Source organism: Kitasatospora sp. MMS16-BH015 (assembly GCF_002943525.1).
GTDB lineage: Bacteria > Actinomycetota > Actinomycetes > Streptomycetales > Streptomycetaceae > Kitasatospora.
The window spans coordinates 3,664,150-3,678,043 of sequence record NZ_CP025394.1 but is presented as its reverse complement, the minus strand read 5'-3'; the positions used below and the strand labels follow the sequence as shown (position 1 = coordinate 3,678,043).

The window sequence follows — 13,894 nt, the reverse complement described above, 5'->3', positions numbered from 1 at the left end:
TACCTAGCATGTGAGCCCGGCTCATCTTCTGTAGGTCCCCCCACCCGCAAGGAGTCAGGCGTGAACAGGTCCAAACCCCGTGCGCTGCTCACCGCGGCCGGTCTGACAGCCGCCTTCGCCCTCGCCGCCTTCCCGAACGCGGTTGCCGCCCAGGCGAGTTCGTCCTCCGTCCGGACCGACCGACCGGCTGCGATCGTCGCGCTCGGCGACAGCGCGATATCCGGCGAGGGCGCCGGTACGGACACGAGCGACGCGTACCAGACCGGCACCGACACCCCCACCAACTACTGTCACCGGCACGACAAGTCGGAGATCTACGTGACCGGCATCGCCGGGGTCGCCCCGATCGACCTGGCCTGTTCCGGGGCCCAGACCGGCGACCTGGTCAGCGACCCCGAGCTGGCCAAGGTGACCGGCGGCGGCAGCGGCGACTTCGGCGAGCCCAAGCAGGACGTCAAGCTCGCCCAGACCGCGGCCCAGTACAACGTGAAGATGGTGGTCGTCACCATCGGCGCCAACGACGACTTCGACTTCAGCGGCATCATGCTCAGCTGCCTGGCCCAGTACTTCCCGATCCCGCAGTCCCAGGGCTGCCGGGACACCATCGGCAGCGACTCGATCCGCCAGCGCGCCGTCAGGGTGATCCCCAAGGTGGTCGCCGCCCTCACCGACGTGCGCAACACCATGCGCACCGCCGGGTACGACGACTCCTCGTACCAGCTGGTCTTCCAGTCCTACTTCACCCCGATCACCCCGGACATCCGGCGCAACGACTACGTCGGCAAGGTCGCCGACGGCTGCCCGGCCTTCCCCGAGGACCTGGCCTGGGGGCACAACTGGGTGGTGCCGCAGCTGAGCGACGCGCTGCGGACGGCCGCCTCCCAGGTGCCCGGGGTGCGCTACCTCGACCAGCGCCGGGTCAGCTACGGCCACGAGGTCTGCGCGGAGTGGACCAGCTCGCCGTACGAGTACACCAACGGCGACGTGATCGACACCTCGGAGAAGACCCGGAACGGCTGCGACTCCCCGATCTCCATCCCGGGCGTCTGCATGAACATGGTGCGGCAGTCGTACCACCTGCGGGTCGCCGGCTACCGCGGTGAGGGCGCCTGCCTGGCGCAGTTCTACCAACAGCCCGGCCAGCAGGAGGCGTTCTGCACGCTGAACCAGCAGGACGGCACCTCGATCGAACCGCTCACCCCCGGCCTGCCCTTCCCGGACAAGCCCGAGGACGGCGCCTGGTACCAGCTCACCAACCTGGCCACCGGCAAGGTGCTCGACCTCTCCGGCGGCGGCACCTACGGGGACAGCACCAACGGGCGGGCCGCGATCGTCTACCCGGCCGCCGGCAGCCTGAACCAGTCCTTCGTCTTCGAGGCCAAGGCCGGCGGCAGCTACGAGCTGGACTTCAGCGGCAACCGCAACATGTGCCTGGACGCCACCGGCGGGTCCACCGCCCCCGGCACCAAGCTCGAGCAGTGGGGCTGCAACGGCGGCGGCAACCAGCACTGGGTGTTCAAGCAGACCGCCACCGGGGTCTACGAACTCGCCGACTCCCAGGACCAGTCCAAGGTGGCCACGGCCGGCCCGGCCACCGACGGCCAGGGCAACCCGCTGGTCGCGCTGGCCGCCGACACCGGCTCCACCGCGCAGCAGTGGCAGCTGACCAAGCTCGGCATCGTCTACCTGCACGGCTAGCCGTCTACTCGCTGGTCGTCAACTCGGGGCCGGCGGCTGGTGGTTCAGCCGTCGGCCCCGATCCGCACGGCCAGCTGCGCGGGCAGCGGGTAGGGCCGCTCGGCCGGCAGCAACTCCGGGCGGCGCTCCACCCGGACCTGCTCGGCGAGCGCGCTGACGTCCTCGATGCCGGTGATCCACTCCTCCGCGTACCGCCGCACCGCCTCGCCGCGCAGGCCGAGTTGGAGCGAACGGTGGCGCTGCGGCTGCATCGCCAGATTGCGCTCCGGATCCCACTGCACCCGCACCTCGGAGCGCCGCACGGCCCGCCGCCACTCCTCCCGCGAGCGGTGCACCGAGGCGTCGTACCCGCTCAACTCCGCCTGCCCGAGCGCCCATTCGAACCCGTCCCGGTGGATGGTGACGGCCAGCACGCGCTGCTGGCCGCTGCTGCGGCCCCAATCGCTGCGGTGCATCATCCAGAGGAAGGAGGGCTTGATCCAGGTCATCCGCTCCCGGCTGAACTCCGCCGGGAAGCGCCCGGTCTCCGCCGCCGGCCCGGCGATCTCGGGGCAGAACGCCTGGTAGACCGTGATCGTCCGGGCGTCGTGGGCGGCTCTGATCTGGCGTACGGGGGTGGGCATGACTCCCATCCTGCCGCAGCGGAGCCGGCGGCTCCGCTGATTTCGGCACTGAGACGGTGATCATCCGGCTGGTGGACAGTTCGGCGGACACCCGGCCCGGTCTTGCAGGATCGGCCCGAGGGGCGGCCGGAGACGGACGGCCGCCGAACTGAGCGGGGCGGATCATGAGCGGTGCGGACGGCTTTGCGCGTGGCGGCTTCCCGGGAGACCTGGACGGCGCGCGGCTGGCCGGGCTGGCCGAGCGGTACGCGACGCCCGCCTGGGTCTACGACGCCGGGGTGATCCGGGCCCAGATCGAGCGGCTGCGCGGCTTCGACGTGATCCGGTTCGCGCAGAAGGCCTGCTCCAACGTGCACCTGCTGCGGCTGATGCGCGAGCAGGGCGTGGCGGTGGACGCCGTCTCGCTGGGCGAGATCGAGCGGGCCCTGCTGGCCGGCTACCGGCCCGGCGGCGCGGACGAGCCGGTGGTCTTCACCGCCGACCTGCTCGACCGGGCCACCCTGCGCCGGGTGGTCGAGCTCGGCATACCCGTCAACGCGGGCTCCCCGCAGATGCTCGACCAGCTCGGCCGGGTCGCCCCCGGCCACCCGGTCTGGATCCGGATCAACCCCGGCTTCGGGCACGGCCACAGCCGCAAGACCAACACCGGCGGCGAGCAGAGCAAGCACGGCATCTGGCACGAACACCTGGCCGGGGCCCTCGCCCTGGTCGCCGAGCACCGGCTCGACCTGGTCGGCCTGCACATGCACATCGGCTCGGGCGTGGACTACGGCCACCTGGAGGCCGTCTGCGAGACGATGCTCAAGCAGGCCCGGCTCACCGGCCACGACCTGCGGGCGATCTCGGCCGGCGGCGGGCTCTCGGTGCCGTACGCGCCCGGGCAGCCCGAGGTGGACACCGAGCGGTACTTCCGGATCTGGGACGCGGCCCGCCGCGAGCTGGCGGCCGAACTCGGCCACCCGGTACGGCTGGAGATCGAGCCGGGCCGCTTCCTGGTGGCCGGCTCGGGCGTGCTGCTGACCGAGGTGCGGGCCCAGAAGCCGGTCGGCAGCAACCACTTCGTGCTGGTCGACGCCGGGTTCAACGACCTGATGCGGCCCGCGATGTACGGCAGCCACCACCGGGTCTCACTGCTCGACCCGGCCGGCGCGCCGCTCACCGCCCCGCTGCGCGACACCGTGCTGGCCGGCCCGCTCTGCGAATCCGGAGACGTCTTCACCCAGGTCGAGGGCGGCGAGGTGGAGCCGGTGCCGCTGCCGGTCTGCGAGGTCGGTGATCTGGCCGTCTTCCACGACACCGGCGCCTACGGCGCCTCGATGTCCTCGACCTACAACTCCCGCCCGCTCATCCCGGAGATCCTGGTGGACGGCGCCGAGACACGGCTGATCCGCCGTCGGCAGACGGTGGCGGAGCTGCTCGCGCTGGAGACCGGCTGCTGAGGCCGCCTGCCGGGAGCGGTGTGGTACCTATGGTCGGTGCGATTCGATCTGGTGCCCAAGCCCCCGGCCGTGGCGGAGCGTCCGCAGGACGGGCGCGGCTACCCCGTGCCCGCCATCACGCCCTGGGAGGACGGCGAACCGCAGTTCGCCCGGACCGACTACGGCCGCAGTGCCGACTGCGCGAACGGGCGGCTCTGCTCGGTCTGCGACCAGCTGATGCCGCCCGGGCCGGTCTGGCGGGTGGTCGGCGCGGGTGAGAGCGCCGCGATCGGCGAGGCGCTGGCGGCCGGGCGGCCGTACCGCAACCTCGCCCCCACCCTGGAGGCCCCCGGCCACCGGGCCTGCATGCTCTACGCCTCGATGGTCTGCCCGTACCTGGCCCGCCCCAACGCCCGCCGCTCGCTGACCGCCGACCAGCCGGACGAGCTGACCGCGCACCTGGTGCGCGGCACCGCCCGGGGCGAGCTCGGCGCGGTGGTCGGCTTCGCCGACTACGAGTACGCGGTGACGCCCGCTCAGGTGCTGTTCCGCTTCCTCGACGTGGTCGAGTACCTGCCGCACGACACCGCCGACGCCCACCTCGACGCCCTCCGGGCCGAGTTGGACCGGAGGGCGTGAGGTTCGCTGATCAGGCCTGCGGACGGTAGCTCGGCAGACCGTGGTAGCCGGAGACCAGCTTCGGCGCGGCGGAGCCGTCGGCGGGGAGGGTGACGATGCCGTCCGCCGTGCGGGCCGCGATGGTGCGGCCGTCGGGGGAGTAGGTCGGCTCGGTGTAGTCGGTGGTGGCGTTCGGGGTCAGGTCGACCACGGTGGGCTGGCCCTGGCGGCCGGAGCGGTACGCGAACAGGTGGTCGTGGCCGTGCGAGGCGCGGACGAAGACGATGTCCCGGGAGTCCGGCGAGATGGTGGGCTCGGAGCCCTTGGTGACCGAGCCGCCCTGCTGGCGCAGGTTGTCGTCGCGGTAGTAGACCTCGCCGTTCTCGCTGTTGGCGTAGGCGGTGGCGCCGTAGCTGGTGCCACCGGACACCCAGGTGTTGCCGGTCTCCGGGTTGGGCGAGAAGTTCTCCTCGGAGTAGCTGCCCAGGCGGAGCGGCTGCGGGGTGCCGCCGGTGGCGACCACCGTCTCCAGACGGGTGGTGCCGCCCGTGGTGACCACGAACTGGAGGTTGTTCTTGGCGCGGATCGTGCCGTCCGCGAGGGCCGGGGCGACCTGCCAGGCCGGGTGCGACCAGGTCTCGCCCGCGCCGTGCTTGGCGACGGTGATCCGGCCGGTGCCGTCCGGGGCGGCCACCGCGAGGTCGCCGTTGCCGTCCACGAAGGCGGCCTTGCGGCCGTCGGGGGACCAGGCCAGGTCACGGACGGCGGTGCCGAAGTCGACGGTGGTGCCGTTCATGACCACGTAGCGGGTGCCGTTGCTGATGGTCAGGCCGTTGTGGGCGGTGCCGTTGAGCGGGGCGGCCGGCTCGGCGGCCTGCGGGGCGGCGCTCGCCGCGCGGGACGGCGTGGTGTCGGCGGCCGGCTGGACGGCGGCGGCCGGGGCGCTCGGGGCGGTGCTGGGCGCGGCGCTCTGGGCGGCGGCACCGGCGGCCACCGGGGCGGCGGCGATCGGGGCCTGCGCGGCGGCGTCGGTCTTGGTGGAGCCGGTGGAGCCGGCCGACGGGTCGCAGGCGGTGAGCAGCAGGGTGGCGCCGGTGGTGATCGCGACGGTGAGGGCGACGGCGGAGGAGCGGCGGCGGGCGCGAGCGGACATGGTGGTTCCCCCCAGGAACGGTGAGTGTGACGGGCTGTGGATTTCTCGCCAGAGCCCTGCTCCCCCCTGTGGGCTGTGGGCCCGTCCGGTAGCTTTCGGCGCTCTCTGTGCGACACGAGAAGCATGCCGGACGGGCCGTCCGCGAAGGGTCCGTCTCCTGTCACAGGCGTGCAACTGACATCCGACGGCCCGTCAGGTGTTCGGTCGGTCGATCCGGGGTCAGATCCGGACCTCGTAGGTGCCCTGCTCGAAGCGGGTGCCGCAGCGGTTCTCGGGGGCGTCGGCGTGTTCGGTGATGTGGACGAGCACGGTCTGGTCGGTGTCGTTGGTGTAGAGCCGGAAGGCGCCGCCGGCGCCGTACATCTCGCCCCAGCCGATCTGCACCCGTTGGTCGCCCTCGCCGGAGTACGCGGTGAAGATGGTCGGCCCGGCGGTCTCGGCGCCGACCCAGAGGTAGGCACCCGGCGGCACGGGCATGGCCGGGCCGCACTCCAGCTCCCCGGAGTAGGGCTCCTCGCAGGCCCAGGGCTTGGTCTCCAGCAGGGTGTCGGCCCAGGCCGGGGCCACTCCGGCGAAGCCGGCGAGGGCGGCCAAGGTCGCCGCGGTCGTCACTCTCAGTGTCATTCGCATGCATACCGTATTCCCGGTGTCAGGGTTGATCGGACCATCGCTCACCCGTTCGGCTGGACCCGAGGGATCGTCAACCGATGGTTGACGGTGCCGAGGGTGTCAACCTATGGTTGACGCATGGCGAACCAGATTCAGCTCACGAACGTGCGGCTCGACGACCTGATCGATGCCATCAAGAAGGTCCACACGGATGCGTTGGAGCAGCTCTCCGACGCCGTCATCGCGGCCGACCACCTCGGCGAGGTGGCGGACCACCTGATCGGCCACTTCGTCGACCAGGCCCGGCGGTCCGGGGCTTCCTGGACCGACATCGGACGCAGCATGGGTGTCACCCGGCAGGCGGCCCAGAAGCGCTTCGTCCCCAAGGGCGAGCCCAGCGAGCTCGACCTGAGCCAGGGCTTCGCCCGGTTCACGCCCCGGGCCCGCAGTGCAGTGGCGGCCTCGCACAACGAGGCGAAGGCCGCGGGCAGCGTGGAGATCGGGCCCGCGCACCTGGCCCTCGGCCTGCTCAGTCAGCCCGAGGGGCTGGCCGTCCGGGCGATCGAGGCCCGGGGCGTCACCCCGGAGGCCCTCCGTACGGCGGCCACCGCCGTGCTGCCGCCGGCCGCCGAGGACGTCCCGGCGCTCATCCCGTACGACGCCCGGGCCGTCAAGGTGCTCGAACTGACCATGCGTGAGGCGCTCCGCCTCGGCCACAACTACGTCGGCACCGAGCACCTGCTGCTCGCCCTGCTCGAACACGAGGCCGGGGAGGGTCCGTTGACCGCTCTCGGCCTCGACAAGCCCGCCGTGGAGGCGTACCTGGTCGAGGTGCTGGCCGCCCTCCAGGCCGAGCAGACCGAGCAGGCTGAGCAGGCCGAGCCGTCGGGGCGGGAGCGGCAGGAGTAGCAGGAGTGGCAGGGGGCCTGATCGGCGAGGCTCCTGCTGCTGCGTGTCGCGCATAATGACCACCGACCCGGGCTGCCTTGTGGCGGCCCGGGTCCTGAGCGTTCGTCGACGGCACGTCAGGGGGAGCAGATGGAGCACTTCGTCCGGCCCGAGGGGGCCCCGCCGGTCAACGGCTACAGCCACGCGGTGGTCTTCGGCGGGCCGATGGTCGCCGTCTCCGGCCAGGTGCCGGCCGATGCCGCCGGGCAGCCGGTCGGCGTGGGTGACGCCGAGGCGCAGCTGCGCCAGGTGTACGCCAACCTGGCGCTCGCGCTGGCCGCGGCCGGTACCGACCTCGACCACGTGGTGAAGCTGACGGTCTACCTGACCGACCTGGCCGATCTGCCGGCCTTCCGCAAGGTCCGCGACGAGCACCAGCGGGCCGACCGGGCCCCGGCCTGCTCGCTGGTCAAGGTGGCCGGCCTGGTGCACCCGGACTTCCGGGTGGAGATCGACGCGCTGGCCGTCCTGCCGGAACCTCGCTGACCCGGGAGGACGGCCGGCGGGCTCAGGCCGCCGCCGGGTAGCCGTGGATGCGGTAGGCGAGCAGGGTGAGTTGGACCTGGCCGGTGGCGCCGGTCTTGGCGCGGATCCGGCGCAGATAGGTGTCGACGGTGTGCGGGCTGAGCCGCAGGTCGCGGGCGATGGCGGCGTAGGTGGCGCCCTGGGCGAGCAGGGCGAGCACCTCCGACTCGCGGCGGCTGAGGGCTGGTTCGGTCCTGGATGCAGAGGGGCCGGCGGCGCTGGGGGTCACGGTCGGGCTCCTTCGGGTTCGGGCGGCCAGGGTGGGTCGGGTCGGTCGGTGGGGTCGGTCCGTGGGGTCGGTCGGCCCGCACGGCGGGGGTTCGGGAGGCGGCCGGGCAGACAGGTGACGACCTCGCGGGCATCCTCGGGTGCGGTCGTTGGCGTGTCCCTAGCATGGAGAGTCGGTGGCCTGGGCACCATCGGCCGGTCACCTCACCAACTGCCGTGGCAGCAAGCTGAGCAGGGGACGGAGCGGACATGTCGGTACAGCCACCGCCCCTCGCCACCCCCGATCCGGTCGATGCCGCCGCCTACGCCTGGGTGCTGGAGCACGGCCGGCTCGACCCCGGAGCCCTGGCCGGCCACCTGGCCGCCCTCGGGCTCGACCCGGCCGCCGCCGCCCCCGCGTTGGCCCGGCTGGCCGGCTGGGGCCTCGTCCACTCCGACCCGCAGGATCCGGCCCGGGGCCGCGCGGTCGGCCCCTCGGCCGCCGTGGACGTGCTGACCGGCCCGATCGAGGCCCAGATCGCCCACTGCCAGCAGCAGTTGGCCGAGGGGCGGGCCCGGCTGGCCGGCTTCCTCCCGTACTACCTGGACGGCGGCCGCCCGCCCGTCGGGGACGGCCTCCGGGTCATTGCCACCCTGCCCGAAGTCCGGGCCGCGCTCGACCGCGCCTCCGCCGAGTGCCGCCGCGAGGTGCTGGCCAGTCAGCCCGGCGGCGGGGCCCGGGTGCCCGAGGCCATGCAGGAGGCGCTCCGCCGCGACCGCGCGCTGCTGGCCCGGGGAGTCAGGATGCGCACCCTCTACCACCACACCGCCCGCTTCAACGGCCCCAGCCAGGCCTACGTGGAGGCCGCCGCCGGGCTCGGCGCCGAGTACCGCACCCTGCACGAACTCTTCGGCCGCCTGATCGTCTTCGATCGCAGCCGGGCCTTCGTGCCGCTCAGCGACGGTTCCACGGGCGCGGTGGTGGTCACCGAGGAGTCGCTGGTGGCGTACCTCTGCGAGATCTTCGATCAGGCCTGGGCGGTGGCCCGCCCGTTCGCCTCGGCCGCGGAGGAGGGCCTCGGGCAGGTGGCGCAGGAGATCGACCGCACCATCCTGCGGCTGCTCGCCGGCGGCCTCAAGGACGAGACGATCGCCCGCCGGGTCGGCCTCTCGCTGCGCACGGCCCGGCGCCACATCGCCGACATCATGGCGCAGTTGGGCGCTGAGAGCCGCTTCCAGGCCGGCGTGGCCGCCGCCCGCGCGGGCCTGCTCGACGACTGACACCCGCCCGGCACCGCCCCCATACCCGCTGGTCGGCCGCCCGTGCCCGCTGGTCGGTCGTCCGTGCCCGTCCCGGCGGGGCTGAACCCGTTCCCCGGTCCAGGGATTCCTGAACCGGAAGCCCGTGACTTTCCCGAGTCCGCCGCTCGGCCGCAGCATTGAGCCATCGCCGAAGGGGCGAGCGGCCCGGCCGGTCCGATCGGGGACCGGGCCGGGCAGCAGCTCTCGGCACATCGCCAACTCACCTCGCCAGCAGGGCAGTTCGACCTGCCCTCGCACCAGAAGGAGCTCACCATGAAGTTCGAGTCCCCGGCCAAGTTCGCGGCGCTCACCCGTCAGGCGGCGCTCTCCGTCGCGGTCGCCGCGGCGATCGGTGGCGCGGTGTTCGCGCCGTCCGCCCAGGCCATGGCGGCCACCCCGACGGCCGTCACCGCCGGTCACGTCACCCCGGACCGCTGCGAGGGCTGCCACCCGGACGTCATCTGACCGTCCCCCCGGCGTGGGCTCCGGCGGGTGTGCCGCCGGAGCCCACGTTCCCCACCGACCGAGCTTCTTCCGAGAGGAGTCGAGGCGCCATGGACTGGCTCGCCCGCTGCATCCCCGACCTGGAGGACTTCCTCCGGCACCAGTGGCGCCAGGGCCCGGCCCTGCTGCGCCCGGCCGACCCGCCGGTCGAGCTGCTGGCTCCGGCCGACCTGGAGGCGCTGCTCGACAGCGGCACCCTCCGCACCCCGTACGCGGGCCTGTTCACCCTGGACGGCAGCGTGGCGGAGGAGCGGTACTGCACCCCGCGCACCGTGGCCGGCCTGCCGGTGTACGGCTACCCCGACGCGGCCAAGGTGCGGGAGCTGATCCGGGCGGAGTCCGCCACCCTCCAACTGCGCTACCTCAACCACTGGCACCCCGGCGTGCGCTCGCTGACCGAGGGCCTGGGCGAGCAACTCGGCCGCCTCACCGAGGCGTTCCTCTTCCACTCGCAGCCCGGACGGCGCGGCCCGGTGCACCGTGACGACGGCGACATCCTGGTGCTCCAGCTCTCCGGGGCCAAGCACTGGGAGGTCTACCCGGGCCCCGCCGACGCCTCCTGGCAGCCCGTCCGCGAGGAGCGGCCCGGCACGCCCCTCTTCGAGGGCGTGGTGCGGGCCGGCGAGGTGCTCTACGTGCCCAACGGCTACGCCCACCGGGCCTGGGCCACCGATGACGGCCCCTCCCTGCACCTGACCGTGGTGCTCCGCGAGGCCGGCGCCGGCCACCTCCGCGCCCAGCTCAAGTCCCGGCTCGCCGAGGGCCTGACCCTCCCGGCCCGCCCGCTGGACGACGCCGACCTGACCAAGGCCGCCGCCGAGCTGCTGGACCACCTGCGGGCCCGCCTCGACGAGCTCACCCCCGCCGAACTGGTCTCCGCCGCCCGCCGCAACGCCCACAGCAGCCGTCCCACCGCCTGAGCCGCCTGAGCCCCTCGCAGGAGAGTGACCCACCATGACCGCCACCTGGCTGCGCCGCTGCGTCGAGGACGAGCACCACTTCCTGACCGAGCTCTGGCGCACCCGCCCCGCCGTCCTGCGCCCCACCGACCCGCCGGTCGGGGCCGTCACCTACGCCGAGATCGAACAGCGCCTGGAGGACGGCCTGTTGAAGGTCCCGTACATCGGCCTGGTGCAGCGGGACGCGCACCTGCCGACCGAGCGCTTCTGCCGCCCCCGGGTGGTGCTCGGCGAGGTGCTCACCGACTACGCCGACGCGTTCCAGGTCCGGGCCCTGATCCGGGACGAGGACGCCACCGTGCTGCTCCGGTACGTGGACCAGTGGCACCAGGGGGCACGGGAGTTGGCGCGCGGTCTGGGCGCGGAGCTGGGCCGGCAGGTGGAGGCGTTCTTCTTCCGCACCCCGCCGGGCACCCAGGGCCGGCCCGTGCACCGGGACGACGCCGACGTGCTCGCCGTCCAACTGACCGGCAGCAAGCGCTGGCTGGTGCACGGCGGCCCGGCGGACGGCCACTGGGTGCCGGACCGGGAGGACGGTGACCCGGGTGAGGTGCTGCTGGACACCGTGCTCCAGCCGGGCGAAGTCCTCTACGTCCCACGGGGGTTCGCGCACAGCGCGATCGCCGTCGGTGACGGGCCCTCCACCCACCTCTCGCTGACCATCCGCGAGGCCGCCACCGCCAACCTCTACGCCTTCGCCCAGGCCGTCCTCGCCGACACCTCCTACCTGCCGGGCCGCCCGCTCGACGACCCGGCCCTGCAGGCAGCCGCCGCCGACCTGCTCACCCACGCCCGCCTGACCCTCGACTCGCTCACCCCGGAAGACCTGGTTGCCTGCACCCGGGAGGCGATGCGGCAGAGCGCCTGACGAGGCTCTGCCCGGCCCGGGTGCTCAGAGCCACTCGGGTGCGTCCGCGCCCATCGGCCCCACCGAGCGAGCCCAGTCGGCCGGGCCGCCCTCGATGCGGACCGGCGAGAGCGCGTAGCGGAGCCTGCCGAAGGCCGTCTCCCGCTCCGCCGTCTCCTGCGCCGCCGTCCAGTCGCTCGCCGCCGGCTCCTTGGGCGGCTGCTCGGCCGCGATCGGCTGGCGGAGCAGCCAGGCGGCGGTCTGGGCCAGGGCGAGTTCGGCCCGCCAGCCGCCGCCCTCGGTGGTGCGGCGGGTGACGGCGCGGAGGACGGCGGCGGCCATCAGGTAGCCGGTCGAGTGGTCGAGGGCCTGGACGGGCATCGCGCCCGGGGTGCCGTCCGGGCCGCTCTCGATCTCGGCGATCCCGACGGCGGCCTGCACCACGCTGTCGAAGGCCCGGCGGTGCTGCCAGGGGCCGGTGCGGCCCCAGGCGCAGAGCGAGGCCGTGACCAGCGAGGGGCGGCGGGCGAGCAGGGCGGCGGAGTCCAGCCCGAAGCGGTCCAGGGCGCCCGGACGGTAGCCGGTCACCACCACGTCGGCGGTGCTCAGCAGCCGTTCGAAGGCCGCCCGGTCGGCGGGGCGGTCCAGATCGAGCAGGCAGGACCGCTTGCCGGTGTCCAGGTCCAGGTGCTGGGCGTGGATCTCGGGCAGCCGGGGGCTGTCGATCCGCAGCACGTCCGCGCCGAGCAGCGCGAGCGTGCGGGTGGCCACCGGCCCGGCGATCACCCGGGTGAGGTCGAGCACCCGCAGCCCGGCGGCGGGCCGCAGCGGCCCGTCCGGGCAGGGGGCCAGCGGGACGGCCGGGGCCGCACCGACCCGCTCCAGGCTCAGCAGCGGCAGACCGGCCACCGCCGCCCCCTGCTCGTGCGCGGCCCACGCGCCCGGGCTCCGGACGGCCACGGCCAGGCCGCCGCGCGCGGTCACCTCCGCCGCGACCCGGTCGGCCGTCCGAGTGCCGACGGCCCGTTCGACCGCCGCCGTGGTCTCCGGCGTGTCCGCCGACTCCGGGTCGAGGCCCAGCCCCTCGAGTAGCCGCCGCCGGTGGTGGTCGTAGTTGGCGTGGGTGCGCACCCAGCCGTCCGAGCAGCGCCAGAACCGCGAGAGCGCCGCCCAACTGGTCAGTTCGACCCCGTCCAGCCGCATCACCCGGTCACTGGCGTACGCCGCCGCGACGGCCCCGCTGTCCACCAGCACCCCGGGCGCCGCACCGTCACGGGGTGCCGTGCCGCCGCCGCGGACCGCCGCCAACTCGGCCGCCGCCAGCCCGGCCACCGCCACGCTCGCCTCCGCGAGCGTCCGCACCGCCAGCCGCGAACCCAGCACGCCGTCCGGCCCGCTCCACCGCACGCCGTCGAGAGCCTGGGCCGCCCCACCGAGCAGCCCCCAGGCCTCCGCCACCATGTCCTGCCGCACTGCCGACACCACACCCACCCGGCCTCTCGCCCCACCTCGCCCCACCCCCGAGCAGGGCAGGCACCACGACGTACTGGATCACCACCAGTACACCGCCACGCCCGCCCCGACCTTCGGCCGGGTGGCGGGTGGCGGGTGGCGGGTGACGGGTGACGGGTGACGGGTGAGGGCCTGCCTGCCGCCGGAGCCGAACGGGCCGACCATGCGGGCGAAGGGCCCGACGGCTCAGGGCGGCGCGAGCAGTGCGGCCGGGGCTCTGGCCGCCTGCAGGGCCGCTCTGGCGCGGGCCGCCCCGCTGCGGGCGACGGCTGCTCCGGCTCCGGCCGGTCCTCGGCGTCGAAGACCACCAGCAGCTCGCCCTTGGCCAGCAGCAGGCCCAGGTTGATCGCCCGGGGTTTCGTCTGCGGCGGCCCCGGCGGGAGCAGCACCACCCGGAGGAACGGCGGCGGGTCGGCCGCCAGCACCTCCCGGAGGGTGTCCGGGTCGTGCCGCTCCAGCAGGACCAGCACCTCCAGCCGGTCCGCCGGATAGTCGAGCCGGGCCAGCTGCCGGACCAGGTCGCCGATCACCTCGGCCTCCCGGTACGCGGCCACCAGCACGGTGTACGTCGGCAGTTCCTCGTCCGCCGGCGGGTGGTCGGCCTCGGGGCGGGCTCCCCGCATCCCGGCCACCGCGATCACGGCGTGCAGCAGGCTGTACGCCGCCGACAGTGCGGTGAACGCCATGAGGGCCACCAGCGGCGCGAGCGCCAGCACCCCCAGGGCGACGACCCCGACCACCGCCGCCGCCACCAACTGCCACCGGGCGAACCCGCTCTTCGCGGCCAACTCCGGATGGGCTCGGGCGAACCCGTCGGCCATCAGCTCGGCCGCCTCCGCCGACCGCTCGACCAGCAGTCGGTCCTGCACCTCGGCCGCCGCGTGCCGCAGTGCCTCGACCGTCTCAATTCTCTCTATGTCGACAAAATCCGCCATGACCCGCCCCCGGTGACTCATCGTCGAATACCAGCT

General features: G+C 73.9%; 14 protein-coding genes and 1 pseudogene. 9 read left to right on the top strand and 6 right to left on the bottom strand.

Annotated features, from left to right (window positions below; translation table 11 throughout):
* Positions 1-60: 60 nt before the first annotated feature.
* On the top strand, positions 61-1,698 hold the full coding sequence (locus CFP65_RS15905) for an RICIN domain-containing protein (protein ID WP_104816716.1): 1,638 nt from the start codon (positions 61-63) through the stop codon (positions 1,696-1,698).
* Between the two features lie 44 nt (positions 1,699-1,742).
* On the opposite strand, the gene CFP65_RS15900 is transcribed toward CFP65_RS15905, so the two are convergent.
* Positions 1,743-2,321 (bottom strand): DUF4291 domain-containing protein, encoded by a 579-nt coding sequence (locus tag CFP65_RS15900; RefSeq protein ID WP_254552415.1) that lies wholly within the window; start codon positions 2,319-2,321, stop codon positions 1,743-1,745.
* Between the two features lie 164 nt (positions 2,322-2,485).
* Here CFP65_RS15900 and lysA point away from each other — a divergent pair, with 164 nt between their 5' ends.
* Complete coding sequence (gene lysA, locus CFP65_RS15895) at positions 2,486-3,760, top strand: diaminopimelate decarboxylase (protein ID WP_104816714.1); 1,275 nt, start codon at positions 2,486-2,488, stop codon at positions 3,758-3,760.
* Positions 3,761-3,796: 36 nt separating this feature from the next.
* Positions 3,797-4,378 (top strand): hypothetical protein, encoded by a 582-nt coding sequence (locus tag CFP65_RS15890; protein WP_104816713.1) that lies wholly within the window; start codon positions 3,797-3,799, stop codon positions 4,376-4,378.
* 10 nt (positions 4,379-4,388) lie between these two features.
* Here the strand turns inward: CFP65_RS15890 and CFP65_RS15885 are convergent, their stop codons facing one another.
* Both CFP65_RS15885 and CFP65_RS15880 read right to left on the bottom strand, forming a co-directional pair.
* Positions 4,389-5,510 carry a PD40 domain-containing protein gene (locus CFP65_RS15885; RefSeq protein ID WP_104816712.1) on the bottom strand — a complete coding sequence of 374 codons (1,122 nt, stop codon included), beginning with the start codon at positions 5,508-5,510 and terminating at the stop codon, positions 4,389-4,391.
* 219 nt (positions 5,511-5,729) lie between these two features.
* A complete protein-coding gene (locus tag CFP65_RS15880; RefSeq protein WP_104816711.1) occupies positions 5,730-6,122 on the bottom strand; it encodes a hypothetical protein in 393 nt (130 codons plus the stop codon).
* A gap of 135 nt (positions 6,123-6,257) precedes the next feature.
* Here CFP65_RS15880 and CFP65_RS15875 point away from each other — a divergent pair, with 135 nt between their 5' ends.
* On the top strand, positions 6,258-7,028 hold the full coding sequence (locus tag CFP65_RS15875; RefSeq protein ID WP_104816710.1) for a Clp protease N-terminal domain-containing protein: 771 nt from the start codon (positions 6,258-6,260) through the stop codon (positions 7,026-7,028).
* 129 nt (positions 7,029-7,157) lie between these two features.
* Positions 7,158-7,553, top strand: a complete 396-nt coding sequence (locus CFP65_RS15870; RefSeq protein WP_104816709.1) for a RidA family protein — start codon at positions 7,158-7,160, stop codon at positions 7,551-7,553.
* A 22-nt stretch (positions 7,554-7,575) separates the two neighbouring features.
* On the opposite strand, the gene CFP65_RS15865 is transcribed toward CFP65_RS15870, so the two are convergent.
* Complete coding sequence (locus tag CFP65_RS15865) at positions 7,576-7,821, bottom strand: response regulator transcription factor (protein ID WP_104816708.1); 246 nt, start codon at positions 7,819-7,821, stop codon at positions 7,576-7,578.
* A 248-nt stretch (positions 7,822-8,069) separates the two neighbouring features.
* Between CFP65_RS15865 and CFP65_RS15860 the strand changes: the two genes are divergently transcribed.
* The 4 genes from CFP65_RS15860 to CFP65_RS15845 all read left to right on the top strand — a co-directional run bounded on the left by CFP65_RS15860 (position 8,070) and on the right by CFP65_RS15845 (position 11,432).
* A complete protein-coding gene (locus CFP65_RS15860; RefSeq protein ID WP_104816707.1) occupies positions 8,070-9,080 on the top strand; it encodes a LuxR C-terminal-related transcriptional regulator in 1,011 nt (336 codons plus the stop codon).
* 294 nt (positions 9,081-9,374) lie between these two features.
* Positions 9,375-9,566, top strand: coding sequence for a hypothetical protein (locus CFP65_RS15855; RefSeq protein ID WP_104816706.1), 192 nt, complete (start codon positions 9,375-9,377; stop codon positions 9,564-9,566).
* Between the two features lie 89 nt (positions 9,567-9,655).
* Entirely contained in the window at positions 9,656-10,525 is an 870-nt protein-coding gene (locus tag CFP65_RS15850; protein WP_104816705.1) for a JmjC domain-containing protein, read from the top strand.
* 34 nt (positions 10,526-10,559) lie between these two features.
* Positions 10,560-11,432: a JmjC domain-containing protein gene (locus CFP65_RS15845; protein WP_104816704.1), complete on the top strand. Its 873-nt coding sequence runs from the start codon at positions 10,560-10,562 to the stop codon at positions 11,430-11,432.
* A 24-nt stretch (positions 11,433-11,456) separates the two neighbouring features.
* Here CFP65_RS15845 and CFP65_RS15840 read toward each other — a convergent pair whose 3' ends face one another.
* Positions 11,457-12,893, bottom strand: coding sequence for a CoA transferase (locus CFP65_RS15840; RefSeq protein WP_254552414.1), 1,437 nt, complete (start codon positions 12,891-12,893; stop codon positions 11,457-11,459).
* 311 nt (positions 12,894-13,204) lie between these two features.
* Positions 13,205-13,546 (bottom strand): annotated as a pseudogene (locus CFP65_RS42505) (glycosyltransferase); the annotation flags it as partial.
* Positions 13,547-13,894: the final 348 nt, after the last annotated feature.